Source organism: Halomonas sp. SL18_1, from assembly GCF_055755715.1.
The window spans coordinates 1,988,980-2,013,452 of sequence record NZ_JBVTRK010000001.1; the positions used below are offsets into that span (position 1 = coordinate 1,988,980).

The following is a 24,473-nucleotide window of genomic DNA, read 5'->3' on the forward strand; positions in this document are numbered from 1 at the left end:
TCCGGCTTCATCAGGCATCATTGAAGGCTCCTTGCCCTGGCAAGGGGCCTTGGTCATGCCGAGCCATTCCCAACGACGATGTGGCGCCGTGCGGCTAAGGTTGCAGTAACGACCCTCATGCGGCGGAGGTACGCCCGGCACCATGCAGCGCGATCCCACCATCGAACGTCTCTATCGGCAGCACTCGCGTCGGGTGCTGGCGACGCTGATCCGTTTGCTCGGCGATTTCGACCTGGCCGAGGAGGCCCTGCAGGAGGCCTTCATGGCCGCCGTGCAGCAGTGGCCCAGCCAAGGCGTGCCCGAGCATCCCGCCGCCTGGCTGATCCGTATCGGGCAGCGCCGCGGCATCGACCAGATTCGCCGCCGCCAGACCTCACGCCACTACGCCCACCTCGCGGTGCCGGAAGAGGCGGCGGCGGGCCTGGATGAGCGCAGCATCGCCCACGACCCGCTGCGGCTGCTGTTCACCTGCTGCCACCCCCGCCTGGCCCTGGACGAGCGCCTGGCGCTGACCTTGCGCGAGATGTGCGGCCTGACCACCGAGCAGGTGGCGCGGGCGCTGCTGCAAAAGCCCGCCACCCTGGCCCAGCGAATCGTGCGTGCCAAGCGCAAGCTGCGCGATGCCGGCATTCCCTATGAAGTGCCCGACGCCCAAGCCCTGCCCGAGCGGCTTCCCGATGTGCTGCGGGTGATCTACCTGGTGTTCAACGAGGGCTATACCCAGAGCGGCGGCGAGTCGCTGGTCGACGTCAGCCTTTCCGCGGAGGCCATGGAGCTGGCCGAGGCGCTGGCTCGCCTGCTTCCCCAGGGCGAGGTGTACGGGCTGCAGGCGCTGATGCTGTTGCACGACGCCCGGCGCGGCGCCCGCCAGGGCTCGGCAGGCGAGCTGATTCCCCTGGAGGAGCAGGACCGCCGCCTGTGGGACCCGCGGCGCATCGACCAGGGCCTGGAGCGGCTGATGCTGGCGCTTTCGCTTTCGCCCACCGGCCCCTACACCCTGCAGGCCTCCATCGCCGCCGAGCACGCCCGTGCGCCCAGTGCGGAGGCCACCGACTGGCGGCGCATCGCCCTGCTCTACGAGGCGCTGTATCGACAACAGCCCTCGCCGGTGATCGCCCTCAATCGCGCGGTGGCGGTGGCCATGCGCGACGGCCCCGAGGCCGGGCTTGCGCTGCTCGACGCCCTGTCCGAGCACAAGGCGATCGTCAACTACCATCTTTTGCATGCCGCCCGGGCCGACCTGCATCGCCGCGCCGGCCACCGGGAGGCGGCCCGGCTCGCCTACGAGCGTGCCCTGGCCCTCACCGTCCAGCAGCCGGAGCGACGCTACCTGGAGCGCCGACTGGCCGAGCTGGACTCTCCGCAGGTATGAAAAAGGTTCTTCGCACTTTAGCGTGAACAAGTTTGGCAAGTTTTATGGTGGGAGGCCGGCTCGGCCGGGCGAAGGCGCCGTAGGCGCCCTATGGGTAGCGCTGCGCGCTACTTCGCGAGCTGAAGCTCCCTCCCAGTGCGCCCGAGAAGGCGTGCACACAGTGCGGTGAGAGTCCGCATCGGGGTAAGCCATGGCCCCGTAGCCAAAGGTAACTGCGTCGTCGCGAGGCGGGGTGGGGAGCAACCGGAGGCGAACTGGCGGTCCGTAGGATGACGAACTCGATTCGGCCGGGTCAGGTGGCGAGCTCGCTGGGAGATAGCGAAGCCTGAAACTCACCCGTCGCGCTGGCATGGCGGACAAAGCGACGACGGGACCTGCCAGGTGGTTGGAGGCGGAACGTCAGGAAGGGTGTACGAGATAATCGGGGAGACCTGGCGGCCGAGGTGACAGCGGCCAGGAGTCAGAGCCTTCATAGTACCGGCGTGCGGATCACGCCCTGGCCACGGCTCATCCCGGCGAAAGCCGGGATCGAGAGATGCTGGAGCGCGGACTCTGCCTACCGCCAAGGCGCCGCACAGGAGGCGCAGAGAACAGAACCTGCGTCGAGGGAAGGGAGGCAGGAAGATGGATGCGAGAGACGACCAGAGATGAGCGAACGCGACAGCACAGCATCGACAGTGCCCCACGATGGGGCTAAACAAGATGCGTCAACACCCGCCACGATGGCAGGGATTGACCGCTCGATCTGGACGGACCGCATGTTGGCGGCGCTGGATAACGGCGTCAAAGGACGTAAGTGGTTCAGTCTGATCGACAAGGTATACCGCTCGTCGACCCTGGTCAGTGCCTGGCTGCAGGTCTACCGCAACCAGGGAGCGGCGGGTGTCGATCGGCAAAGCGTGTCCCGCTTTGCGTCGCAGGCCGAACGCTATCTTGAGGAGCTCCAGGCCGACCTGGCAGCGGGGCGTTACCGCCCGCAAGCGGTGCGACGCGTCGAGATCCCCAAGGGCAACGGCAAGATGCGCCCGCTGGGCATTCCGACCGTCAAGGACCGTATTGTCCAGGCAGCGGTCAAGCGCGTGATCGAACCGATCTTCGAGCATGAGTTCCTGCCGATGAGCTACGGCTTCCGGCCGGGCAGAGGCTGCAAGGATGCCTTACGAGACGTTGATGAGGCGCTCAAGGCGGGCATGACCTGGGTGGTGGATGCGGATCTGCAAGGCTATTTCGATAGCATCCCGCACGACCGCCTGATGGCCCGCGTCGAGGGACGGATCAGCGACGGTCGACTGCTGGCCTTGCTACGAAGCTGGTTGAGCCAGGATATTGTCAGCGACATGAGCCGATGGACCCCCACGTCAGGGACGCCACAAGGAGTGATCATCAGCCCCTTGTTGGCGAACGTCTACCTGCATCCGCTGGACCAGGAAGTGACACAGCACGGCTACCGTATGGTGCGGTATGCCGATGACTTCGTCATTCTCTGCCACAGTGAGCAGGAGGCCCGACAAGCCCTGGCCCACGTACAGGAATGGGTGGCGGCGAATGGCCTGACCCTGCACCCTGACAAGACCCACGTCGGCGATTGCCGGCAGAAGGGACAGGGTTTCGACTTCCTAGGCTACCGCTTCGAGGCGGGCAGGCGCTGGGTGCGTAAGAAGAGCCTCAAGGCGTTCAAGGACAAGGTGAGAAGCAAGACGCGGCGGACGGAAGGCAAGAGCTTGCGGCACGTCATTGCCTCGCTGAACCCCATGCTGAGAGGCTGGTTCGGCTACTTCCAGCATGCCTATCGGACGACGTTCCGGCCTCTGGATGGCTTCATTCGTCGACGTCTTCGGGCCATGCTGCGCAAGCAGGAGAAGCGCCCGGGCGTGGTAACACCCGGTCGGACACATGGCGCTGGTCGAATACGTTCTTCGCGACCGCAGGGCTCTTCACCCTAGCCGGAGCCTGGCGGTACGCGAGCCAATCCCGATGAGGAAAACCATCGACTGGAGAGCCGTGTGCGGGAGAACCGCACGCACGGTTCGGAGGGCGGGGAGGGCACAGCCCTTCCCGACCCCTATCCCAGTTCACGCCAGTCTGCGATGGACCGAAAAAATCTCGCCTCCCTGTCGATGGCCGCCAGCGTCGCGCGACTCGAGAAGGCAACCATCCAATGGAGGTCGAACGATGCGATACATGCTGATGCGGAAGGCCGATGCGGCTACGGAAGCCGGCGAGCTGCCGAGCCAGGCGCTGCTCGGGGCCATGGCGGACTACAACCGGCGCATGCTCGAGGCCGGCGTCTTCGTCTACGGCAATGGCCTGCGACCGACCCGCGAGGGCTGCCGGCTCCAGCGTCGCGGCGGCGAGATGCAGGTCACCGCCGGTCCCTTCGCGCCCACCGAGACGCTGCTGGCCGGCTACTCGGTGCTCGAGGTGGACTCCCTGGAGGAGGCCATCGACTGGGCCCGCCAGTGGCCCCAGGAGGACGCCGACGTCACCCTCGAGCTGCGGCGCTACTTCAGTCTGGAAGACTTCGAGGCCGGGCCCGGCCTGGACAAGCGCATTGCCCAGTCGCGCCTGCCCGCCGAGCTTAACGTCCATCTCTGCTTCGACGGCCGCTGCCGCGAGGCGATGGCTTTCTACGCCGAGGTCACCGGCGGCCGCCTGGAGGCCATGCTGACCTATGGCGAGACCCCCGCCGCTGAAGAGACCCCGCCGGACTGGCACGACCGCATCATCCACGCCTCCCTCAACGTGCGCGGCCGTCGGCTGATGGGCGCGGACATGGCCGGCGACTGCTACGAGGCCCCCCGAGGCGCCCAGCTGTTCCTGGAGTATGACGAGAAGGCCCAGGCCGAGGCGTTGTTCCAGCGGCTGGCCGAAGGCGGGCGGATCGTCATGCCCTTTGCGCCCACCTTCTGGGCGGAGCGCTTCGGCATGCTCACCGACCGCTACGGGGTGCACTGGATGATCGGCTGCGGAACCGGTGGCTGCCCCATGAGTGAAGAGGAGGATCAGCAATGACATATGCCGCCCTGGTCTACTACCAGGAGAGCCTGATCGAGGCGATGAACGAGCAGGAATGGCACGACCTCAATCAGGAGTGCGTGGCTGGCGTGGAGCGCCTCACCGAGCAGGGCCACTACCTGGCCGGTCAGGCCCTGCAGCCGGTGGCCACCGCTGCCCGCCTGCAGGTGCGAGATGGCGAGGTGCTGATCTCCGACGGACCCTTCGCCGAGACCAAGGAGCAGCTGGCCGGCTTCTACCTGCTGGAGGCCCGGGATCTCAACGAGGCCCTGCAGCTGGCCAGCCGCATTCCCCCCGCCCGCTTCGGCACCATTGAGGTGCGCCCGGTGCGAGAACTGCCGCCGAAAGACGAGGAGTAACCCCATGACGTATATCGATGGTTTCGTCGCCGCGGTGCCCACCGCCAACCGTGAACGCTACATCCAGCATGCCCGCGATGCGGCGACGGTGTTCAAGGAGCATGGTGCCCTTCGGATAGTGGAGTGCTGGGGCGACGACGTACCCGAGGGCAAGCTCACCTCCTTCCCCATGGCGGTGCAGCGCCAGCCGGAGGAAACCGTGATCTTCGCCTGGATCCACTGGCCCTCCCGGCAGGTTCGCGACGAGGCGATGCCCAGGATCATGGAGGACCCGCGTCTGCAGCCCGACGTGAACCCCATGCCGTTTGATGGCAAGCGGCTGATCTACGGCGGTTTCGAGATCGTCGTCGAGGAGTGAGAAGGATCGAGCGGATGGTGCGTTCGCCGGTGAATACGCTCAGCCCCAGCCAGGACTGCAGTTGAGCCTGGCTGCTAGGCTTTAATGTATCAATCGCCCCTGATAGGGAAGGGTGCTCGATCGATGCCGAGCAGTAGTACCTTCATCAGCCATCGCGAGGAGAGCCGACATGAGAGCGATAACCCTGGAGGGTCGCGAGATCGACCTGACGCTGGAGATGCTCAACGGCTTGAAGGCGCAGCTGCAGGGGCCGCTGTTGACGCCGGACGACCCTGACTACGAGGCGGCGCGCCAGCTGTGGAACGCGACCATCGACCGTCGCCCGGCGCTGGTGGTGCGTTGCCTGGGGACGGCGGACGTGCTGGCGTGCGTGCGCTTTGCTCGCGAGCATGACCTGCTGCTCTGCATCAAGGGCGGTGGTCACAATATCGCGGGGCTGGCGGTGGCCGACGGCGCGCTGATGCTTGACCTCTCGCTGATGCGTGGGGTCTGGGTCGACCGCGAACGCCGGGTCGCCCATGCGCAGGCGGGCTGCGTGCTGGGGGATGTGGATCGCGAGACCCAGGTCCACGGCCTGGCCACCGTGCTGGGTTTCATCTCGACCACCGGTATCGCCGGCCTCACTCTGGGGGGTGGCTTCGGCTACCTGACCCGGCGCTGGGGCTATACCACCGACAATGTGCTGGGGATGGAGGTGGTGACCGCCGAGGGCCAACTGGTCCATGCCAGCGCCGACGAAAACCCCGACCTGTTCTGGGGGCTGCGCGGCGGTGGCGGCAACTTCGGCGTGGTGACCGGCTTCGACTACCGGCTGTACCCCGTGGGGCCGGAAATCGTGGGGGGTGTGGTGGCCTGGCCTGCCAGCGAGGCGCCTGCGGTGCTCGAGCACTATCGTCGCCTCGCCGAGCAGGCCCCGCCCGAGCTGACCCTGGTCGCCTTGATGCGCCCGGCCCCTCCGGCGCCCTGGCTGCCCAAGGAGTGGCACGGCGAGTCGATCGTGGCGCTGCTGGCCTGCTACAGCGGCGATCCGGAGGAGGGCGAAGCACAGGTGGCGCCGATCAAGACATTCGGCGAACCCATCGGCGACGTGCTGGTGCGTCGACCCTATGCGCAGATGCAGAAGCTACTCGATGCGACGCAGCCCAAGGGGCGGCGCTACTACTGGAAGAGCGAGTATCTGCCGAGTATCGAACCCGAGCTCTGCGAGAAAGCGATCGAGCACGCCGGACGCATTCGCTCGCCGCACTCGGCGGTGATTCTGTTCCAGCTCGGCGGCGCTCTGAACCAGCTCGACACTGACCACTCGCCGGTGGGCAATCGCGACGCTCGCTATGTGTTCAACGTAGGCGGCGCCTGGGAGCAGGCGGAGGACGACGAGGCCAATATCGCCTGGGCCCGCGACGCCTGGCACGACCTGAAGGTCCACTCCACCGGCGGCGCCTACATCAACTTCCAGACCGAGGACGAGGGACCAGAGCGAATGGAAGCCGCCCTTGGCCCGGCCCTCCAGCGGCTCGCCGAGATCAAGCGGCGCTGGGATCCGGACAACCGCTTCCGGGTCAATCGGAACATACTCCCCCGTCCGGATTAGAGGTTAGAGGAGCAAAATCGACAGGGCCCGCGATCACTCGCGGGCCCTGTGGTAAGCGTCCGGCAGGGGAGGCCTAGGCCACGCCCGAGGCTTCCCGGAAGTGCTCCCACGCATGGTGATACAGAATGCCGGCATAACCGTTGCGCTGCATCACCTTGAGAATCTTGGCCGGGTCGCCGTCATCCAGCGCCTTGTGGAGTTTCACCCGCTGCTCTTCGTCGAGGGCCTCGTACCAGTGGTACGGCTCGCCCCTGGCTTCGGCCTCTTTTGCCTTGCGCATCAGATCGATCTCGATTCGCCCACCCTGTCGATACAGGATATCGAAGCTCTCCTGCAGGCGGGTCGATGGCACATCGCACGGCTTTTCGAGGCTTTCCAGCACGTTGTAGTAGTAATAGCTCAGCGGTTGCATTTGGCTCCTCCAGGGGTATGCCGTGGCTCATCCGAACTTGCTCGGTTTCCACTCTCCATGTTGCCTTAGGCAGGGCGGCAAACTCAATTGACATGGCGCAACTCGGCAGGGGTGGCCCGAAGCGCGGCAGCCCTGCTGAGCGAACCACCCGGGGCGGCAGGTGCTCCCCCGGCGTATCGAAGCGCCGCATGGTACCTTGGAAGCGGCTCACCAAGGAGCTGGCTAACTGGGAGTCTTCCATGCGCCTGAGAGTCCTGTCGGACCTGCACCTGGAGCACTACGAAGCGAGCCGCGAGCTGCCCGAGGTGGCGGCTGACGCGGTGATTCTGGCGGGCGACATCCATGCCGGCACCCTGGGGCTGGCGTGGGCGGCTGAGCGGTTCGCCGGCACGCCGGTGCTCGATGTGCCCGGCAACCACGAGTTCTACGGTACCTGCATGCCCGCCCTGCGCCGTGACCTGGCCGAGGAGGCGGCTCGGCTGGGCATCCATCTGCTGGACAATCGCTCCCTGACCCTGGGCGGAGTGCGTTTCCACGGCACCACGCTGTGGACCGACTTCGCGCTCTACGCCGGTGAGCCCGATCACGACCCGGCGCTCACCGAGGCCAGGGCGCTGGTCATGATGCCGGATTTCCGTATCATCGAGCAGCCGGAAGGGGAGGTGTTCAGCCCGGCCGAGAGCCGGCGCCTGCATGCCGAGGCGCTGGCCTGGCTGGAGACGGAGCTGGCGGCGCCGTTTCGCGGCCCCCGGGTGGTGATCAGCCACCATGCGCCCCTGGGCGGATGCATTCCGCCGCGCTACCGCGGCGATGCGCTGTCGCCGGCCTTCGCCTCCCATCTGCCGCAGCTGATGGGGCGCATGGATCTCTGGGTCCACGGCCATGTGCATGAGCCGGTGGACCTCGAGGCGGGCGGCACCCGCGTGGTCGCCAACCCCGGCGGCTATCCCGATGAGTTCGACCCGCCGCTGTTCGCGCCTGACCTGATCCTGGAGATCCCGACCCCATGATGCAGCTGATCGCGCTCTATCTGTTGGCGAGCCTGGTGGCGGTGCTCCTCTACGGCATCGACAAGGCCGCCGCGCGGCGCGACCGCCGGCGCATTCGCGAGTCGACCCTGAATCTGGTGGCCCTGGCGGGGGCTGGCCGGGGGCGCTGCTGGCCCGGCGCACCTTCCGCCACAAGACTCGCAAGCAGCCCTTCGGCGCCATTCTCTGGGGCTGCGTGCTGCTCAATGTCGCCCTGGTCGCGTGGCTGGCTACGGCGGAAGCCGCCGCGGGCCTGCGCCGCCTGGCTGGGCTCGGGTAGGCCGTGTCGACTCGCTGCGGTTTTATCCTTACCCGCCACTGGGAGGACACCCCCAGGGCACCGAAATCAGCCTCTGGCTTGCCACCGACGAGGGGCCGCTTCGGGTACGCCTGCCGGTGCAGCCCGCGGTGGCCTTCCTGCCCGCCGAGCAGCGAGGGGCGGCCGAGGCGCTGCTGGACGGCGAGCCGGGCGTGACGCTGCGCGAACTCGAGCTGCGCGACTTCCAGCACCGCCCGGTGCTCGGCCTCTACTGCGGACAGTACCGCCAGCTTCAGCGGCTCGAGCGGCGCCTGGGCGAGGCCGGCCTCACGCTCTACGAGGCCGATATCCGCCCCCCGGAGCGCTACCTGATGGAGCGCTTTATCACCGCGCCCGTGGCGGTGACCGGAACGCCGGACGGGGAGGGCGGCCTGGTGGCGGCGCGCCTGCGCCCGGCGCCGGACTACCGCCCCCGGCTGCGCACGGTGTCGCTGGATATCGAGACCAGCGCCCGGGGCGAGCTCTACTCCATCGCCCTGGAAGGGTGCGGGCAGCGCCGGGTCTATATGCTGGGGTCGCCCCGGCATGGTGGCAGCGAAGTGGCGGCGGGCGCGCTCGATTTCACCCTCGACTACTGCGAAAGCCGGGCCGAGCTGCTCCGGGGGCTCAACGCCTGGTTCGCCGAGCATGACCCCGACGCCATCATCGGCTGGAACCTGGTGCAGTTCGACCTGCGGGTGCTGCGCGAGCACGCCGAACGACTGGGCGTGCCGCTCAGGCTTGGGCGAGGCGGCACCGAGCTTGGGTGGCGCGCCCACGGCCACCAGCCCAACCACTTCTTCGCCTCGGCGGCCGGGCGGCTGATCATCGATGGCATCGAGGCGCTGCGCTCGGCCACCTGGCAGTTTCCCTCCTTCAGCCTGGAGAGCGTGGCCCGGGAGCTGCTCGGTGAGGGCAAGGCGATCGACAACCCCTACCAGCGCCTGGATGACATCCAGCGCATGTTCGCCGAGGACAAGCCGGCGCTGGCTCGCTACAACCTGCGGGACTGCGAGCTGGTCACCCGGATCTTCGCCAAGACCGAGCTGCTGGCGTTCCTGCTCGAACGGGCCACGGTGACCGGCCTGCCCGCCGACCGCAGCGGCGGCTCCGTGGCCGCCTTCACCCATCGCTACCTGCCGCGGCTGCATCGCTTGGGCCTGGTGGCGCCGAGCCTCGGCCAGGGAGAGGACGCCGAGAGCCCCGGCGGCTTCGTCATGGACTCCCGGCCCGGCCTCTACGACTCGGTGCTGGTGCTGGACTTCAAGAGCCTCTACCCCTCGATCATCCGCAGCTTCCTGATCGATCCGGCGGGGCTGGTGGAGGGGCTCGCCGACCCCTCGGACGCCGCCTCGGTGCCGGGCTTTCGCGGCGCGCGCTTCTCACGCACCCGCCACGCCCTGCCGGCCATCGTCGAGGAGGTGTGGGCGGGGCGCGAGGCGGCCAAGCGCGCCGGCAATGCGCCGCTCGCCCAGGCGCTGAAGATCATCATGAACAGCTTCTACGGGGTGCTGGGCTCCAAGGGGTGCCGCTTCTTCGATGCCCGGCTCGCCTCCTCGATCACCATGCGCGGCCACGCCATCATGGCCCGCACCCGGGCGCTGATCGAAGCGGAGGGGTATACCGTTATCTATGGCGATACCGACTCCACCTTCGTCTGGCTGGGGCGCCCCTGCGAGGAGGAGGAGGCGACGGCGATCGGCCGGAGGCTGGTGGCCCGGGTCAACGCCTGGTGGCGCGATCACCTGGCCGAGGAGTATGGCCTCGCGAGCGCCCTGGAGCTGCAGTTCGAGACCCACTACCGGCGCTTTCTGATGCCCACCATCCGCGGCGCCGAGGCGGGCAGCAAGAAGCGCTACGCGGGGCTGGTGCGGGGCGCCGATGGCTGCGATGAGCTGGTGTTCAAGGGGCTCGAGACGGTGCGCACCGACTGGACGGAGCTCGCCAAGGCGTTCCAGCAGGAACTCTACCGGCGGGTTTTCACCGGCGAGCCCTGGCGGGACTATGTGCGCGACTACGTGCAGGCCTTCCTGGCGCGCGCCCGGTCGGGGGCGTTCGACGAGCGGCTGGTCTATCGCAAGCGGCTGCGCCGGCGCCTGGACGACTACCGTCGCAACGTGCCGCCCCATGTGCGGGCGGCCAGGCTCGCCGATGCCGAGAACGACCGCCTGGGCCGGCCGCGCCAGTATCAGCACGGCGGCTGGATCCGCTACGTGATGACCCTGGCCGGCCCCGAGCCCCTGGAGGCCCATCACTCGCCCATCGACACCGACCACTACCTGACCCGCCAGCTCAAGCCGGTGGCCGACGCCATCCTGCCCTTCGTGGGCGACGACTTCGACACCCTGATCGACCGTCAGCTGGGGCTGTTCTGAGCGGGTGGCTGCCCGGGCGGATCCGGCGAATTCCCGCCCTGGCCGCGCCCGGCGCCCGTCCATTGGCTTGGATGCGACCGCTTAGCCGCTTAGCCGCTTTGCCTGGCCGGCTCGGCGACGACCGGCAGAATGCCCTGCTCCCGCGCCAGGGCGTAGGCGGCGCGGGGGCCGGCCCACAGCGTCGGCAGCAGCACCAGCGAGACGGGAATCGCGGTGATCACGATGAACTGCTGCAGCGCCCCGATCTGCCCCGCGCCCATATAGAGCAGGATGCCCGCCATCAGCGCCATGGCGATGCCCCAGAAGGCGCGTACCAGCGGGCTCGGGGCGTCGTGGCCGGCGCACACCACGGCGATGGCGTAGCTCATGGAGTCGCCGGTGGTGGCCACGAAGATGCTGGTCAGCAGCAGGATGGCCAGCGCCATCAGGGTGCCGCCCGGTAGCGCCTGGGCCACGGTGAGGGTCGCCACGTCGAACTGGAAGTTGTTGAGCGCATCACTGAGGTCAATCGCGCCGGTGAGCTGGTAGTGAATGCCGGAGCCGCCCAGCAGGGTGAACCAGATCGCGGTGGCCACCGGAGCCATGACCGCCACGGCCAGGATCATCTCGCGGATGGTGCGCCCGCGGGAGATGCGCGCCACGAAGATCGCCATTAGCGGCGCGTAGCCGATGAACCAGGCGAAGAAGAATACCGTCCACCACTGCATCCACCAGGCCGGCGCCGTCTCGGCGGTCATGGTGGCCATGGTAAAGAACGACGACAGATACTCGCCGAAGCCCTGGCCGAAGGCGTTGACCAAAAACAGGGTCGGGCCGGCCACTAGGATCACCGCGGCGATGGCCAGCGCCAGAAAGACGTTGAAGCGCGACAGGATCTGGATGCCCTTGTGGATGCCGGTCATGGCCGAGGTGACATAGACCGCCGCCAGCAGCACCAATATGCCGAGCTGGGTGGCGTAGCCCTGGCTGACCCCGAACAGTTCGTGCAGGCCGAAGCTCACCTGGGTGGCGAGAAAGCCGATGGGGCCCACGGTGCCAGCGACTACCGCGATCACGCAGCAGGCATCCACCAGGCTGCCGAAGACCCCCTTCATGATGCGCTCGCCGAACACCGGGTAGAGCAGGGTGCGGGGCTGCAGGGGCTGGCCCTTCACGTAGTGGGCGTGGGCCAGCACGATGGCGGAGAGCGAGCCCAGCACCGCCCAGGCCAGAAAGCCCCAGTGCATGAACGACTGGGCCAGGGCGCCGGCCACGGCCTCGGCGGTGCCCGCCTCGGTTTCGAAGGCCGGCGGGGTGACCACGAAGTGGTAGATCGGCTCGCCGGCGGCGAAGAACACTCCGCCCCCGGCCAGCAGGGTGCACATGATCATCGACAGCCACTTGAAGGTGCCGATCTGCGGGCTCTCCAGGTTGCCGACCCGCGCCCCGGCCGCCGGCGAGATGGCCACGCCGATGGCGATCACGAAGGTCAGCAGCAGCAGGAGCTGGAAGTAGGTGCCGAGCGTTGCCGCCGTCCACGCAAAGCCGGCGCCGATGCTGTCGGCCACCCGATCGATATCGAACAGCGACAGGCCGACGAAGGCGACGATGAAGCCGACCGTCAGCAGCAGCACGATGGGGTCGCCCAGGCGCGACAGCGCCGAGGTCCCGGCAGGGGAGGGGGAATTCTGGGATGACATTCGGATGCTCTAGTTGCGGAGGGTGTGTGCGCCGAAAAGCCATGGCGCGGACTAGAGCGATCGCATTCTAGCAATCATCGACTTAAGTCTAAAGTCGGTCGTTTCAAACGCTCCTGGTAGGGGATCAGGCATGCCCTGCGACCCTGTTAGCCATTGCTATTCTTTGCCAGGTCGACAAAGGTTACATAGGCTTGAATGCTCAAGGCCGCGCGAGACGGCCAGCCGACAGGCAGCGGCATAAGGCACAGCGCTGACCGGTAACACCCAGGGACTACCGCAGGAAGGTGGCGGGACGCCATCGCACTATGCCGGGTAGGGGCGGTAGCGTGCCTGGCGTCTCTCTTCCTCCCGTACATGTAAGCGGCAGATTTCCATGAGCCGAAGTCCCGAGCCGACATCAACGCTGGCATCCAATGCACCGGACCTGACAGCTTGTTGAACACGCGCATAAGCTCCGGGTGGGATAGCGCCACCGGCACCCGACGAGAGCGCTTGGCGTGTGAGAACTCACCGGAGGGCGTGGTGTGGTGGAAGACCAGCATTCCGGGCCTGGTCATACAGCAGCTTTCCTTTTTCATGGATTAATGCACAGTATTATTGGTTCCGGCAAAACGCGCGCGTGCGCGAATTCTGCATAGGCGGCCGAGCTATACTTAATTTCATGCAAAATCAATGCGTTGGGAGAGAAGAGGCGCGGCAGATAAAATCGTTGAACGCGCAGGATGTTCATTCAATATCAGGACGCGCGGTCCAATCACTGTTGAACTAAACCGCTTCGCGGTAGCTGTCCGGTAGCCGTCGTCGAGGCACGCCTGCCGATTCGTCGAACCACACTGTTCCTTGACCCATTCGGGTCGATGAATCGGAGTGACGACGATGACTGCCTTACGACAGAAGATGATCGAGGCCATGCGTCAGCGTGGCTTTGCGCAACGTACCCACACGACCTACCTGATGGTGATCACGGACTTGGCGAGCTACTTCCATCGCTCGCCTGACACCTTGAGCACCGACGATTTGCAGCACTTCTTCTATCACCTGGTCCAAGAGCGCGGGCTGTCCGCCGCCAGCTGCCGCGTCTACCTATACGGCGTGCGCTTCCTGTACCTGCACGTGCTGCACTGGCCGTCGGTGGAGGTATCGCTGGTGGTGCCGAAGACACCGCAGCGTATTCCAGAGCTGCTGACTCGCGACGAGGTGAGGCGGATCCTGGCCGCGTGCCACAACCCCAAGCTGAAGTGGTCCAATTGGAGCGGACACCCCGATAAGCCTCATAATGGAGGCCATGGAGGTGTTCATGACCAAGAAGACTCGACGTCGGTTTTCCGATGAATTCAAGGCGGATGCGGTGAGCCTGGTGATCGATCAGGGGTATTCCGTATCCGAGGCCGCCCGGCGCCTGGGCGTGGAGCGCAGCGTGCTGGACCGCTGGTGCCGCAAGCACCGTCAGCAGGTCTCCGGCATCCCGGGGCGGCAGGAGGACGATCGCGACGCCGAGATCAAGAAGCTCCGCGAAGAAGTTCGTAAGCTTCAGATTGAAAAGGATATTTTAAAAAAGGCGGCGGCCTTCTTCGCCAAAGAGTCGAGCTGAGATACCAGTTCATCGAGTCGGAGAAGGCCACCTATCCCGTGGCCGTGCTGTGTCGGGTTATGCAGGTCAGCCGGAGTGGTTTCTATGACTGGCGACGACGTGACCCTGATGAACCGCGCCAGGCCCTGCTACACGAAGTCAGAGAGATTCATCTCCAGAAGCGTGGCAGCTATGGCAGCCGCCGCATGGCCAGAGAACTGCGACGCCGAGGCTACGATGTCGGCCGTTACCAGGCTCGCAGCCTGATGCGGGAAGCCGGTGTAGAGGCACGGCAGCGGCGCCGGTGGCGTCATACAACCGACAGTGAGCACAGCCTACCGGTGGCGCCTAACTTGTTGAACCGCCAATTCATGGTGGCGGAACCGAACCGGGCCTGGGTGGCCGACATCACCGCGATCTGGACGCTGGAAGGATGGCTCTATCTGGCGGCGGTGCTCGACCTCTACGACCGGCAGCTGGTGGGCTGGGCAATGGCGGGGCACATGCGCACGCAGTTGGTCCTGGACGCCCTGGAGATGGCCGTGGGACGCCGGCAGCCCGAGGAAGGACTGATACATCACAGCGACCGCGGCAGCCAGTACGCGTCGCATGACTATCGATCCACGCTGGACCGGCACGGGTTCCAGGCCTCGATGAGCCGGAAAGGGAACTGCTGGGATAATGCCGTCATGGAGCGCTTCTTCGGCTCACTGAAAAGCGAGTGGCTGGCTGGCCAGCGATACGGAAGCCGACAGGCCGCACGGCGGGACGTGATCGAATACATCGAGATGGAGTACAACAGCTGCCGACTCCACTCGACCCTGGGCTACCAAACGCCAAGGGAAATCGAATTGGCGGCTGCAGCTTGAAAATGTGTCCGCTCTGACTTGACCAGAACAAGCATCGCATGATGCTCGAACTGTGCTACGGCTGCGGACTGCGCGTGAGCGAGGTCTGCCACCTGCGGGTCAGCGACATCGACAGCCAGCGTGGCCAGCTGCGTGTCGCGCAGGGCAAGGGTGCCAAAGACCGTATGGTGCTGTTAACGGCGACCCTGATTGATCGCTTGCGCGACTACTGGCGAGCGTATCGGCCGCGAACCTGGTTGTTTCCGAGTGCCCTGTTCCCGGATCGTGCGCTGCATCTGAGTGCGCCACAGAGGGCCTTTAGCAAGGCCAAGCGGCAGGCCGGTGTCGAGCGCATCGGAGGCATCCACAGCCTGCGGCATGCCTACGCCACGCATGCCCTGGAACAGGGCCTGCCCGTGCATCAGCTCCAGCGATTGCTGGGCCACCGTAGCATCCAGTCCACGATGCGCTACCTGCACTGGCTGCCGGGGCAGCAGGGGGCCGGCCAGGCGCCTATCGACCTGGTTGCGAGCCTGGAGGTGGGGCATGGCTAAGACCGCCACCCTGCAACAGGCCCTGGTGCGCTTTCTCAACCCGGTCGGCCTTGATCGCCAGCGCCAACGGGTATGTGGCCACCTGCTGGCCTGTCGTACCGAGGCAATGGGCGGCATGATCCTGCAGTGTACGGACTGCAACCACACCCAGCCGCACTACTTTGGCTGTCGAGATCGCCACTGCCCGCAGTGCCAGGGCCGTGCCATGCACCAGTGGGCCGAACGTCAGCAGGCGACTATCCTGCCGGTGCGCTACTACCACGTCGTGTTCACGCTGCCCCATAGCCTCAACGGTTGGGTTCAGCTGCATCCCGAGGTGATCTACCGGCGGCTGTTCCAGAGCGCCTGGCAGACGCTGCGTGCCTTCGGTCGCGATCCCAAGCGCCTCGGCGGCGAGATGGGCATGAGTGCCGTGCTCCACACCTGGGGGCAGAACCTGAGCCAGCATGTGCACCTGCACTGCCTGGTCCCCGGTGGCGCCTTGGGTGACGATGGCCGCTGGCATGGGGCGCGTAGCCACTACCTGTTTCCGGTGCGGGCCCTGTCGCGCCACTTTCGCGGCCATCTGGTGAGTGCTCTGCGCCGGGCGGCGAATGCTGGCGAGCTCCATCGGGTCACTCGTCCCGGTGATGTGGATGACCAGCTCAATGCCCTGATGGCCACCGAGTGGGTGGTCTACAGCAAGGACTGCCTCGAGCACACCCCGGCCGTGGTCCGTTACCTGGCACGCTACACGCGTCAGATCGCCATCAGTAACGCCCGCATCCTCGCCGTGGACGATCATCAGGTCACCCTGCGCTACAAGGACTACCGCGACCGTGACCGACACAAACGCCTCGTCCTCGATGGCGAAGAGTTCGTGCGACGTTTCCTGCTCCACGTCTTGCCTAAGGGGCTGATGCGAGTCCGTCACTACGGCTTTCTGGCCAATCGCTGCCGGCGACGACGTCTGGCACAGATCCGCCAAGCGCTGATGGTGGCGGAGACGGCACCGGAGACCGTGACTCCTGGCCACGACAAGGCTCCCGCTTACACCTGCCCGCACTGCCGGCGACCGACGCTGCGCGTCACCGGGGCCCTTACCCCCAGCGACCCACCCTCGGCCGGTCACCCAACCACCGGGGGCAACGCTATCGAACATGAGGTAACGCCAGGCACACCACGGAGTTGGCCAGACAACGGATTCGACGATCCGGCCCGCTTGCGGGCCGCGGAGGCGCTTGTCCTGACGATGGATTTTGGCCAGCAGGCGGGTTACGTTGGGAAAAATTGCGCCAGTCGGAGAGGGGAATCGTGACCCACATCACTGCCCGCACGCGTCATAACCGACTCGCCCACGTGCGATCGATTGCTTCAGCCGGCACCCCGGCCAATACAAAACCCTATAGAAGCTGCGCAGCAGCCTGATGGGCGGCTTAGTCCAACAGGCATTTATTCGCCATGCTGCGCACGGCGAATAAATGCTGAACAGTTAGGTCTTTTGGTATCTGCTCGGCTTAGAAAAGCTTGGTAAAAATATGTTTTTTCTGAATTAGGAATTCAAAGTGCACGAATTTATCGCTAAAGACGGGAATAAATACTATATCGATTTAGATGATGGACAAGATATTACGGTGTATGACAGCAATATGAGTCGGGTAGGCTCTGTTACGCTTATGCATGTAAATGAAGATGATTGGAAGTTGCCTAGTTACTTCTATCTTCAGCACCTTGAATTAGATAGATGCAAGAGACTTGGTATCGGAACCGAAATATTTCGCCTTCATAACGAAATCATCGGGGAGCCGATTACAGCGGACAGTGAATTTGGGCCGAGGATGGATGATGGTAGCCACCTTATCGATGACGGTGTACCGTTTGTGGCAAAAATGCGAGAGAAAGGACTCATTTGTGCAGAGGCTGGCGACGAAGAATTTATGGATGACGACTACTGACCTAACAATGCCATGCACGCGACAAGCGCGTGATGGCGGGCGTTATGCGGCTATACGACGTAACCTGTCGCCTATATGGTGCAAGCTGAAAAAATAACGAGCCAAAGGAAAAAATATGCCAAATTTTGATCAAGACTTCGAAGCTACTCGCCTTGCTACGCTTGCCAAGCAGTATCCTGAGATTGTGAAAGCTAAAGGTGAGGTGGTTTTCCGTGCAGAAGATAGTGAAGACCGCTTAAGTGGTGCATCTTGGACTCTTGAAGACGATATTTTCGATCAGGTTACGGAGTCTGGTTTTAAACTGCATCTGATTGAACTTCTTGATAATTTTATTGAATATCGAGGCCAGTGTAATGAATTGCCGAAAAAGAAGGGGGTGTTCGTTTTGGTGGTGGTGATTTGAGCATCGAATGGTTGCCTGACGGATCTACCCATTTATCAGATCATCTGGGTGTGGAGCAGTAGGTTTGATTACAAAGCATGACTTGCCATCTTTGGTGAGCAAATTTGAGCGTTTACCGGGTCAAATCAATGAGCTTTCAAGGATCGCTTTTGAAAATGTTTATGGCTCGGTAGCCGCTGCTCAGGCAAAAAACATAATCTATTTCTTCTTGTCTTCTAAACCTGTACCTCGTCTCAATGGCGAGAGCAGAATCCTTTACATAGGCCAAACAAAGACCAGCTTCAAGTCCAGATATTTCCGCCATGCAAACCTTCATGCCACGTCGAAAGCTAACTCATTGAAGTTTGATATGATAATAAAAAATTATGGGGCAATAGAGATCGCCTTTTGCGATTACCGCAAGTTTGGCGACACTCTGCTTGGTGCTGAAGGGCAATTTTTGTGGTGGTATTTTCAAAATCACGGTGAGTATCCACCAATAAACTACACTAAAACCAAAGTCAGAACAGATGCTGTCAGCGCATAACAAGGCCATTAAATTCGCTCCCTGCGGTCGCCGGACGCTCGTTCCTCGCGCCGTTTATGGCGAGCGTTAGACCCGTGAGGGATGGATGGCGATTTCAGAACCCGACATTAAGATGCTCTGGGGGCGTGCCGCGGGAATGTGCTCTAATCCTCAGTGCGGCCGAGAATTAACAGCGCTCCTGCCAGGAGGTGATGGATACAACGTCGGCGAGATGGCTCACGTTATACCTGAATCCGTGAGGCTGCCCCCTGAAGCGCTTCTAACCCACTGACCTGCATGGCAATATACCTGATATCGCCATTCACCCAGACAGTGCCATGCCCAACGTCAAATTCCGCGCCAGTCGCCGCACCCTTACCAGCCACGCCGGGCTATCCATCATCGGGCAGTGCTTCGAGATCGCCGGCGTCGACAGCATCGACAGCCGCTTCCCCACCACGCTGGGCATGCGCACCAGCGACGTGGTCAAGAGCTACCTGGGCCTGCTGTGCCTGGGCATGAGCGACTATGATGCCATCGAAAACTTCCGTCGCGACAAGCCCTTCCAGCAACTGCTGACCCTGCAGAAGGTGCCGAGCACGGCGACGCTGCGACAGCGGCTGGAGAAGCTTGCCGCCAACGACCTGCAGGCACGCACCGCCACCTGGTCCACCACCCTGCTGTCGCTGGTGGAGGCACCGATCACCGCCGAGACGACACATGTCTGCCTCGACATCGACACCTTCGTCATGGACAACAGCAACTCGAAGAAGGAAGGCGTCTCGCGGACCTACAAGAAGGTCGACGGCTACACCCCAATCGCCGCCTACCTGGGCAACGAAGGGTGGTGTCTGGGCCTGGAACTGCGTCCCGGCAAGCAGCACACCATGAAGGAGAGCAACGCCTTCCTGGAGCGGGTGCTGCCCCGCGCCCAAGGCCTGACCGAGCGACCTATCTTGCTGCGTGAGGACAGCGGCTTCGACAGCCAAGCGCATCTGGCCCTTCTCGAACGGCAGCGGCTGGCCTTTGCCGAGGAAGGCCGCCAGCTGGACTACCTCGTCAAATGGAACCCGCGGGACTCGGCCACGGCCGATCAGGACACCTGGCTGGCCGTGGCGGCGGACTATTGGGAAGAATTGCGCCCCGGAAAGCGCCAGGCACTATGGACGCAGACCGTCTCGATCCGCGATGGTCGGTCTGAGTACGAGCTCAAGCGCGTGATGCGTCTGGTGGAGCGCACCGCCGATCACGATGGCCAGTTACTGCTCGAACCGGACTATGAGCTGGAAGGCTGGTGGACCAGCCTGGACGAGGCGCCGGAGGCGGTGATCAAACGCTACCAGGCGCATGCCACTCATGAGCAGTTTCACAGCGAGATCAAGACCGATCTCGACCTGGAGCGGCTGCCGTCGGGAAAGTTCGCCACCAATGATCTGATTCTGCACCTCGCCCAGCTGGCCTACAACATCCTGCGGCTGATGGGCCAGATGGGCATGACCGGCGAGCTGAGCCCGGTGCGCCATCCCGCCAAGCGGCGCCGGATCCGCACCGTGCTCCAAGAGTTGGTACATCGCGCGGCTCTCGTGATCCACAAGGCACGGCAGGTCATCCTCGACTTCGGGCAGGACATCGGGCGCATGACGGTGTTGAACACCCTGCGATGCCGCCTTCGCTATCCCCGAGGCACACCATGCTGATCGTCTGTCGGACAACGACATCACGCAGAGGGCTGACGGTCACCGGCAGCCAGCATCACCGTGCCCGGCGGGTAGAAATGCATGTCAAAACGGGCTGCCGTCGCCGGTCGACGCCGCCCTGGTCGGCCATGGCAGGTATGCGTTCGGCGGCTGAGACGGAATCGGAGGTCAAAAAATGCGCACTGGCGGTGATAGGGGAAGTGTCGGCGCCGACTTCACTGATTCAGGATCCATATTGGCGGCGGTTGGTGCGGATATACCCCCGAGGCGAAGCAGTTCTGTCTTGATTCAGGGATTGGATTGTACGTCTCGAATGAAATGAGTGGTGCTCTGTGGCGTGATGAGTATTGGTCTTACTATCAACGAGATCGGGACGGCAATCCGATCAGCTATAGCCGATCTGCCTGACGTCGAAGCTGCTTATGGTTTTGGCTCATTCTTCAGAGGCGAGGCAGGCTGTCGGGATATAGATGTCGTTGTGGTGGCCGTTTCCCACTGCGAAGACACACTGGCTCTTTTCTACCTAGTGCGGAGAAGGCTAGAGGCTATCGGTGACCTGTTCGACTTAACGCTGCTCACCTACGAAGAGTTTCAGCGCAAACCGCTTCTCGAGCATGATTCTCTCACAGAGGTTTATCTTAGATGCGAAGAGCTGCAACGCGAAGGGCTGGAATCGTTAGGTCTGCAAAGGCAATAGTCTAACGATGCGCTCCAGCCGACGGCTTCGCCGCGGCTGAGCTAGCACGTTAGGCAGGTATACAAAAGGAAGTTTTATGATTAAATTTTGTCCTCACTGTTGTAATCGCGCAAAACAAGAGTTAATCCACGAGCAACCTTATCTCGGATTAAGTTGGGGCGTAGATGATGGGGATGAGGGGGAGACAGAAGAAAAATACTATGTGTATAAATGTAGTACATGTAGCGAAATATTGGTTTATCACGAATTATTCAATTTCGGGCTAACGCTAGTATATCCGGACGTAAAATTAGATGAAAGTGTGCCTGAAAGGATATCAAAGATTTATGATGAAGCTGTGAGAATAAAAAGGTTGGCACCCAACTCATTTGCTGTTCAAATACGAAGGGCTCTCGAAGCAGTTTGTCTTGACAGGGGAACCACAAAAAGGAATTTAGTTGCGAACTTAAAAGAGCTTAATGCACGGGGTGAGATCCCAGCGGTACTATCCGAAGCTAGCGATATACTAAGATTGATAGGTAACATAGGTGCTCACGCTTCAGATATAGATGTTCATCCTATGCAAGCCTCGGCCATAGATGATTTTTTTATTGCGATTGTAGAGTATGTTTATATATCTCCTGCGAAAATTGAACGGTTTAAAGGTATGCTTAAAAATTACGGAAATTTTAAAAACGAAGAGCCTAGCAATTCAGTCGACCGCTAACGCGTCGGCTGAATTGCTAGGTTCTTTAATCGACACGGAGTATTTTTAATGACTCAAAACGTTAAGATAGATAAAGTTGTTAACCATGCAGATGAAATCCAAGAACAAGGGGATACAGCTTTTAGGATTAAACTCGTACCTCAGCCTGACTTGACTTGGATTAAAGCATTTGAAGATGCATATAACGGTACTAAAACCAACATGTGGCGTAGCGCTAAAATCGAAGGCAATGAGATACATATATCCTGCCATCATAGTCAGTTAGTGCCAGACCATATGCCTGCATTGCAAAAAGCTGTAGCGGCCGCAAATGATTCGAGCAAGAAAATTGAGGAAGCCTTTGAAGCGAAGCGATTAAAAAATATTGCAAAAGAAGAAGAGCAGAAAAAGCGTAAAGAGGGGGTCTTAAATAATATCAATAGTGAAATTAAGCGAAATTAAGTCTAACAAGCGCAGGCGCGGCGACGGCTTTTTCGATGCGGCTTCGCCTTCACTACAAAGCCGCGCGTGCTGCGGGCGTTAGAAGAATTTCAATTCAGTAAATTTGGGCTACACAAGGAGAGCGCTATATGGCTACCACCATGTATTTCGAGGAAACGATAAAAGATCAAGGTGGAAGGACGGAAATGGAGCTAGAAATTGGCCGTTCCTCTTATTATCCAGAAGACAGCATCTATATCACTGTTGACGGAAAGACAGTAATAATGGACCGAAAGACAGCTAAGAGATTTGTTGAGGCGGTCAACTCTGTCGGTTTCTACCACGGCTTCGTAGAGTGAACCTCTTCTAACAAGGCGCTACTACGGAAAATTTACTCGCTGTCGCTCCTAAATTTCCGCAGAGCGCGGCGTTGAACTAAACCGCTTCGCGGTAGCTGTCCGGTAGCCGTCGTCGAGGCACGCCTGCCGATTCGTCGAACCACACTGTTCCTTGACCCATTCGGGTCGATGAATCGGAGTGACGACGATGACTGCCTTACGACAGAAGATGATCGAGGCCATGCGTCAGCGTGGCTTTGCGCAACGTACCCACACGACCTACCTGATGGTGATCACGGACTTGGCGAGCTACTTCCATCGCTCGCCTGACACCTTGAGCACCGACGATTTGCAGCACTTCTTCTATCACCTGGTCCAAGAGCGCGGGCTGTCCGCCGCCAGCTGCCGCGTCTACCTATACGGCGTGCGCTTCCTGTACCTGCACGTGCTGCACTGGCCGTCGGTGGAGGTATCGCTGGTGGTGCCGAAGACACCGCAGCGTATTCCAGAGCTGCTGACTCGCGACGAGGTGAGGCGGATCCTGGCCGCGTGCCACAACCCCAAGCATCGCATGATGCTCGAACTGTGCTACGGCTGCGGACTGCGCGTGAGCGAGGTCTGCCACCTGCGGGTCAGCGACATCGACAGCCAGCGTGGCCACCTGCGGGTCAGCGACATCGACAGCCAGCGTGGCCAGCTGCGTGTCGCGCAGGGCAAGGGTGCCAAAGACCGTATGGTGCTGTTAACGGCGACCCTGATTGATCGCTTGCGCGATTACTGGCGAGCCTATCGACCGCGAACCTGGTTGTTTCCGAGCGCCCTGTTCCCGGATCGTGCGCTGCATCTGAGTGCGCCACAGAGGGCCTTTAGCAAGGCCAAGCGGCAGGCCGGTGTCGAGCGCATTGGTGGCATCCACAGCCTGCGGCATGCCTACGCCACGCATGCCCTGGAACAGGGCCTGCCCGTGCATCAGCTCCAGCGATTGCTGGGCCACCGTAGCATCCAGTCCACGATGCGCTACCTGCACTGGCTGCCGGGGCAGCAGGGGGCCGGCCAGGCGCCTATCGACCTGGTTGCGAGCCTGGAGGTGGGTCATGGCTAAGACCGCCACCCTGCAACAGGCCCTGGTGCGCTTTCTCAACCCGGTCGGCCTTGATCGCCAGCGCCAACGGGTATGTGGCCACCTGCTGGCCTGTCGTACCGAGGCAATGGGCGGCATGATCCTGCAGTGTACGGACTGCAACCACACCCAGCCGCACTACTTTGGCTGTCGAGATCGCCACTGCCCGCAGTGCCAGGGCCGTGCCATGCACCAGTGGGCCGAACGTCAGCAGGCGACTATCCTGCCGGTGCGCTACTACCACGTCGTGTTCACGCTGCCCCATAGCCTCAACGGTTGGGTTCAGCTGCATCCCGAGGTGATCTACCGGCGGCTGTTCCAGAGCGCCTGGCAGACGCTGCGTGCCTTCGGTCGCGATCCCAAGCGCCTCGGCGGCGAGATGGGCATGAGTGCCGTGCTCCACACCTGGGGGCAGAACCTGAGCCAGCATGTGCACCTGCACTGCCTGGTCCCCGGTGGCGCCTTGGGTGACGATGGCCGCTGGCATGGGGCGCGTAGCCACTACCTGTTTCCGGTGCGGGCCCTGTCGCGCCACTTTCGCGGCCATCTGGTGAGTGCTCTGCGCCGGGCGGCGAATGCTGGCGAGCTCCATCGGGTCACTCGTCCCGGTGATGTGGATGACCAGCTCAATGCCCTGATGGCCACCGAGTGGGTGGTCTACAGCAAGGACTGCCTCGAGCACACCCCGGCCGTGGTCCGTTACCTGGCACGCTACACGCGTCAGATCGCCATCAGTAACGCCCGCATCCTCGCCGTGGACGATCATCAGGTCACCCTGCGCTACAAGGACTACCGCGACCGTGACCGACACAAACGCCTCGTCCTCGATGGCGAAGAGTTCGTGCGACGTTTCCTGCTCCACGTCTTGCCTAAGGGGCTGATGCGAGTCCGTCACTACGGCTTTCTGGCCAATCGCTGCCGGCGACGACGTCTGGCACAGATCCGCCAAGCGCTGATGGTGGCGGAGACGGCACCGGCGAGCGTGACTCCTGCCAGCGACAAGGCTCCCGCCGACACTTGCCCGCACTGCCGGCGACCGACGCTGCGCGTCGCCGGGGCCCTTACCCCCAGCGACCCACCCTCGGCCGGTCACCCAACCACCGGGGGCAACGCTATCGAACATGAGGTAACGCCAGACACACCACGGAGTTGGCCAGACAACGGACTCGACGATCCGGCCCGCTTGCGGGCCGC

General features: G+C 62.7%; 20 protein-coding genes and 5 pseudogenes. 23 read left to right on the forward strand and 2 right to left on the reverse strand.

Translation table 11 applies throughout. The annotated features are described in order from the left end of the window. Positions 1 to 142 precede the first annotated feature (142 nt). The 6 genes from ACSJDS_RS10015 (at position 143) to ACSJDS_RS10040 (ending at position 6,695) form a co-directional block, all read left to right on the forward strand. Entirely contained in the window at positions 143 to 1,372 is a 1,230-nt protein-coding gene (locus ACSJDS_RS10015) for an RNA polymerase sigma factor (protein ID WP_473033139.1), read from the forward strand. A gap of 647 nt (positions 1,373 to 2,019) precedes the next feature. After that, on the forward strand, positions 2,020 to 3,315 hold the full coding sequence (gene ltrA / locus ACSJDS_RS10020) for a group II intron reverse transcriptase/maturase (protein ID WP_473033140.1): 1,296 nt from the start codon (positions 2,020 to 2,022) through the stop codon (positions 3,313 to 3,315). 238 nt (positions 3,316 to 3,553) lie between these two features. Next, a complete protein-coding gene (locus ACSJDS_RS10025; RefSeq protein WP_473033142.1) occupies positions 3,554 to 4,384 on the forward strand; it encodes a YciI family protein in 831 nt (276 codons plus the stop codon). Beyond that, on the forward strand, positions 4,381 to 4,746 hold the full coding sequence (locus tag ACSJDS_RS10030) for a YciI family protein (RefSeq protein ID WP_473033143.1): 366 nt from the start codon (positions 4,381 to 4,383) through the stop codon (positions 4,744 to 4,746). Before ACSJDS_RS10025 ends, ACSJDS_RS10030 begins: the two co-directional genes overlap by 4 nt. 4 nt (positions 4,747 to 4,750) lie before the next feature. Further along, positions 4,751 to 5,104: a DUF1428 domain-containing protein gene (locus tag ACSJDS_RS10035; RefSeq protein ID WP_473033144.1), complete on the forward strand. Its 354-nt coding sequence runs from the start codon at positions 4,751 to 4,753 to the stop codon at positions 5,102 to 5,104. A 169-nt stretch (positions 5,105 to 5,273) separates the two neighbouring features. Beyond that, positions 5,274 to 6,695: an FAD-binding oxidoreductase gene (locus ACSJDS_RS10040; RefSeq protein WP_473033145.1), complete on the forward strand. Its 1,422-nt coding sequence runs from the start codon at positions 5,274 to 5,276 to the stop codon at positions 6,693 to 6,695. 73 nt (positions 6,696 to 6,768) lie between these two features. Here the strand turns inward: ACSJDS_RS10040 and ACSJDS_RS10045 are convergent, their stop codons facing one another. Beyond that, a complete protein-coding gene (locus ACSJDS_RS10045) occupies positions 6,769 to 7,107 on the reverse strand; it encodes a hypothetical protein (RefSeq protein ID WP_473033146.1) in 339 nt (112 codons plus the stop codon). A 239-nt stretch (positions 7,108 to 7,346) separates the two neighbouring features. Here ACSJDS_RS10045 and ACSJDS_RS10050 point away from each other — a divergent pair, with 239 nt between their 5' ends. The 3 genes and pseudogenes from ACSJDS_RS10050 (at position 7,347) to ACSJDS_RS10060 (ending at position 10,808) form a co-directional block, all read left to right on the forward strand. Next, positions 7,347 to 8,117: a metallophosphoesterase gene (locus ACSJDS_RS10050; RefSeq protein ID WP_473033148.1), complete on the forward strand. Its 771-nt coding sequence runs from the start codon at positions 7,347 to 7,349 to the stop codon at positions 8,115 to 8,117. Further along, positions 8,117 to 8,415: pseudogene (locus tag ACSJDS_RS10055) on the forward strand (DUF1294 domain-containing protein). Before ACSJDS_RS10050 ends, ACSJDS_RS10055 begins: the two are co-directional and overlap by 1 nt. Before the next feature lie 3 nt (positions 8,416 to 8,418). Next, a pseudogene (locus ACSJDS_RS10060) lies at positions 8,419 to 10,808 on the forward strand (DNA polymerase II). A gap of 89 nt (positions 10,809 to 10,897) precedes the next feature. Here the strand turns inward: ACSJDS_RS10060 and ACSJDS_RS10065 are convergent. Then, a complete protein-coding gene (locus tag ACSJDS_RS10065) occupies positions 10,898 to 12,487 on the reverse strand; it encodes a BCCT family transporter (RefSeq protein ID WP_473033149.1) in 1,590 nt (529 codons plus the stop codon). Between the two features lie 897 nt (positions 12,488 to 13,384). Between ACSJDS_RS10065 and ACSJDS_RS10070 the strand changes: the two genes are divergently transcribed. The 14 genes and pseudogenes from ACSJDS_RS10070 to ACSJDS_RS10135 all read left to right on the forward strand — a co-directional run bounded on the left by ACSJDS_RS10070 (position 13,385) and on the right by ACSJDS_RS10135 (position 24,404). Continuing rightward, on the forward strand, positions 13,385 to 13,819 hold the full coding sequence (locus ACSJDS_RS10070) for a site-specific integrase (RefSeq protein WP_473033150.1): 435 nt from the start codon (positions 13,385 to 13,387) through the stop codon (positions 13,817 to 13,819). Then, positions 13,785 to 14,926: pseudogene (locus ACSJDS_RS10075) on the forward strand (IS3 family transposase). The gene ACSJDS_RS10070 and the pseudogene ACSJDS_RS10075 overlap by 35 nt, the downstream one beginning before the upstream one ends. A gap of 38 nt (positions 14,927 to 14,964) precedes the next feature. Beyond that, positions 14,965 to 15,459, forward strand: a complete 495-nt coding sequence (locus ACSJDS_RS10080; protein WP_473033152.1) for a tyrosine-type recombinase/integrase — start codon at positions 14,965 to 14,967, stop codon at positions 15,457 to 15,459. Then, positions 15,452 to 16,602: pseudogene (locus tag ACSJDS_RS10085) on the forward strand (IS91 family transposase). The gene ACSJDS_RS10080 and the pseudogene ACSJDS_RS10085 overlap by 8 nt, the downstream one beginning before the upstream one ends. Before the next feature lie 401 nt (positions 16,603 to 17,003). Then, the gene (locus ACSJDS_RS10090) at positions 17,004 to 17,393 is read left to right on the forward strand and encodes a hypothetical protein (protein WP_473033153.1); all 390 of its coding nucleotides are present in this window, start codon (positions 17,004 to 17,006) and stop codon (positions 17,391 to 17,393) included. A gap of 115 nt (positions 17,394 to 17,508) precedes the next feature. Further along, positions 17,509 to 17,796, forward strand: a complete 288-nt coding sequence (locus ACSJDS_RS10095) for a hypothetical protein (protein ID WP_473033154.1) — start codon at positions 17,509 to 17,511, stop codon at positions 17,794 to 17,796. Positions 17,797 to 17,860: 64 nt separating this feature from the next. Beyond that, positions 17,861 to 18,322 (forward strand): hypothetical protein, encoded by a 462-nt coding sequence (locus ACSJDS_RS10100; protein ID WP_473033155.1) that lies wholly within the window; start codon positions 17,861 to 17,863, stop codon positions 18,320 to 18,322. 317 nt (positions 18,323 to 18,639) lie between these two features. After that, positions 18,640 to 19,998 carry an IS1380 family transposase gene (locus ACSJDS_RS10105; RefSeq protein ID WP_473032624.1) on the forward strand — a complete coding sequence of 453 codons (1,359 nt, stop codon included), beginning with the start codon at positions 18,640 to 18,642 and terminating at the stop codon, positions 19,996 to 19,998. Between the two features lie 325 nt (positions 19,999 to 20,323). Further along, a complete protein-coding gene (locus ACSJDS_RS10110) occupies positions 20,324 to 20,695 on the forward strand; it encodes a nucleotidyltransferase domain-containing protein (RefSeq protein ID WP_473033156.1) in 372 nt (123 codons plus the stop codon). A 76-nt stretch (positions 20,696 to 20,771) separates the two neighbouring features. Next, the gene (locus tag ACSJDS_RS10115; RefSeq protein WP_473033157.1) at positions 20,772 to 21,401 is read left to right on the forward strand and encodes a DUF4145 domain-containing protein; all 630 of its coding nucleotides are present in this window, start codon (positions 20,772 to 20,774) and stop codon (positions 21,399 to 21,401) included. A 48-nt stretch (positions 21,402 to 21,449) separates the two neighbouring features. After that, complete coding sequence (locus ACSJDS_RS10120; protein ID WP_473033158.1) at positions 21,450 to 21,842, forward strand: hypothetical protein; 393 nt, start codon at positions 21,450 to 21,452, stop codon at positions 21,840 to 21,842. A 128-nt stretch (positions 21,843 to 21,970) separates the two neighbouring features. Continuing rightward, positions 21,971 to 22,180 carry a hypothetical protein gene (locus ACSJDS_RS10125; RefSeq protein WP_189463553.1) on the forward strand — a complete coding sequence of 70 codons (210 nt, stop codon included), beginning with the start codon at positions 21,971 to 21,973 and terminating at the stop codon, positions 22,178 to 22,180. Positions 22,181 to 22,388: 208 nt separating this feature from the next. Further along, positions 22,389 to 23,261, forward strand: coding sequence for a tyrosine-type recombinase/integrase (locus ACSJDS_RS10130; protein WP_473033159.1), 873 nt, complete (start codon positions 22,389 to 22,391; stop codon positions 23,259 to 23,261). Beyond that, positions 23,254 to 24,404 (forward strand): annotated as a pseudogene (locus tag ACSJDS_RS10135) (IS91 family transposase). Before ACSJDS_RS10130 ends, ACSJDS_RS10135 begins: the two are co-directional and overlap by 8 nt. Positions 24,405 to 24,473 lie beyond the last annotated feature (69 nt).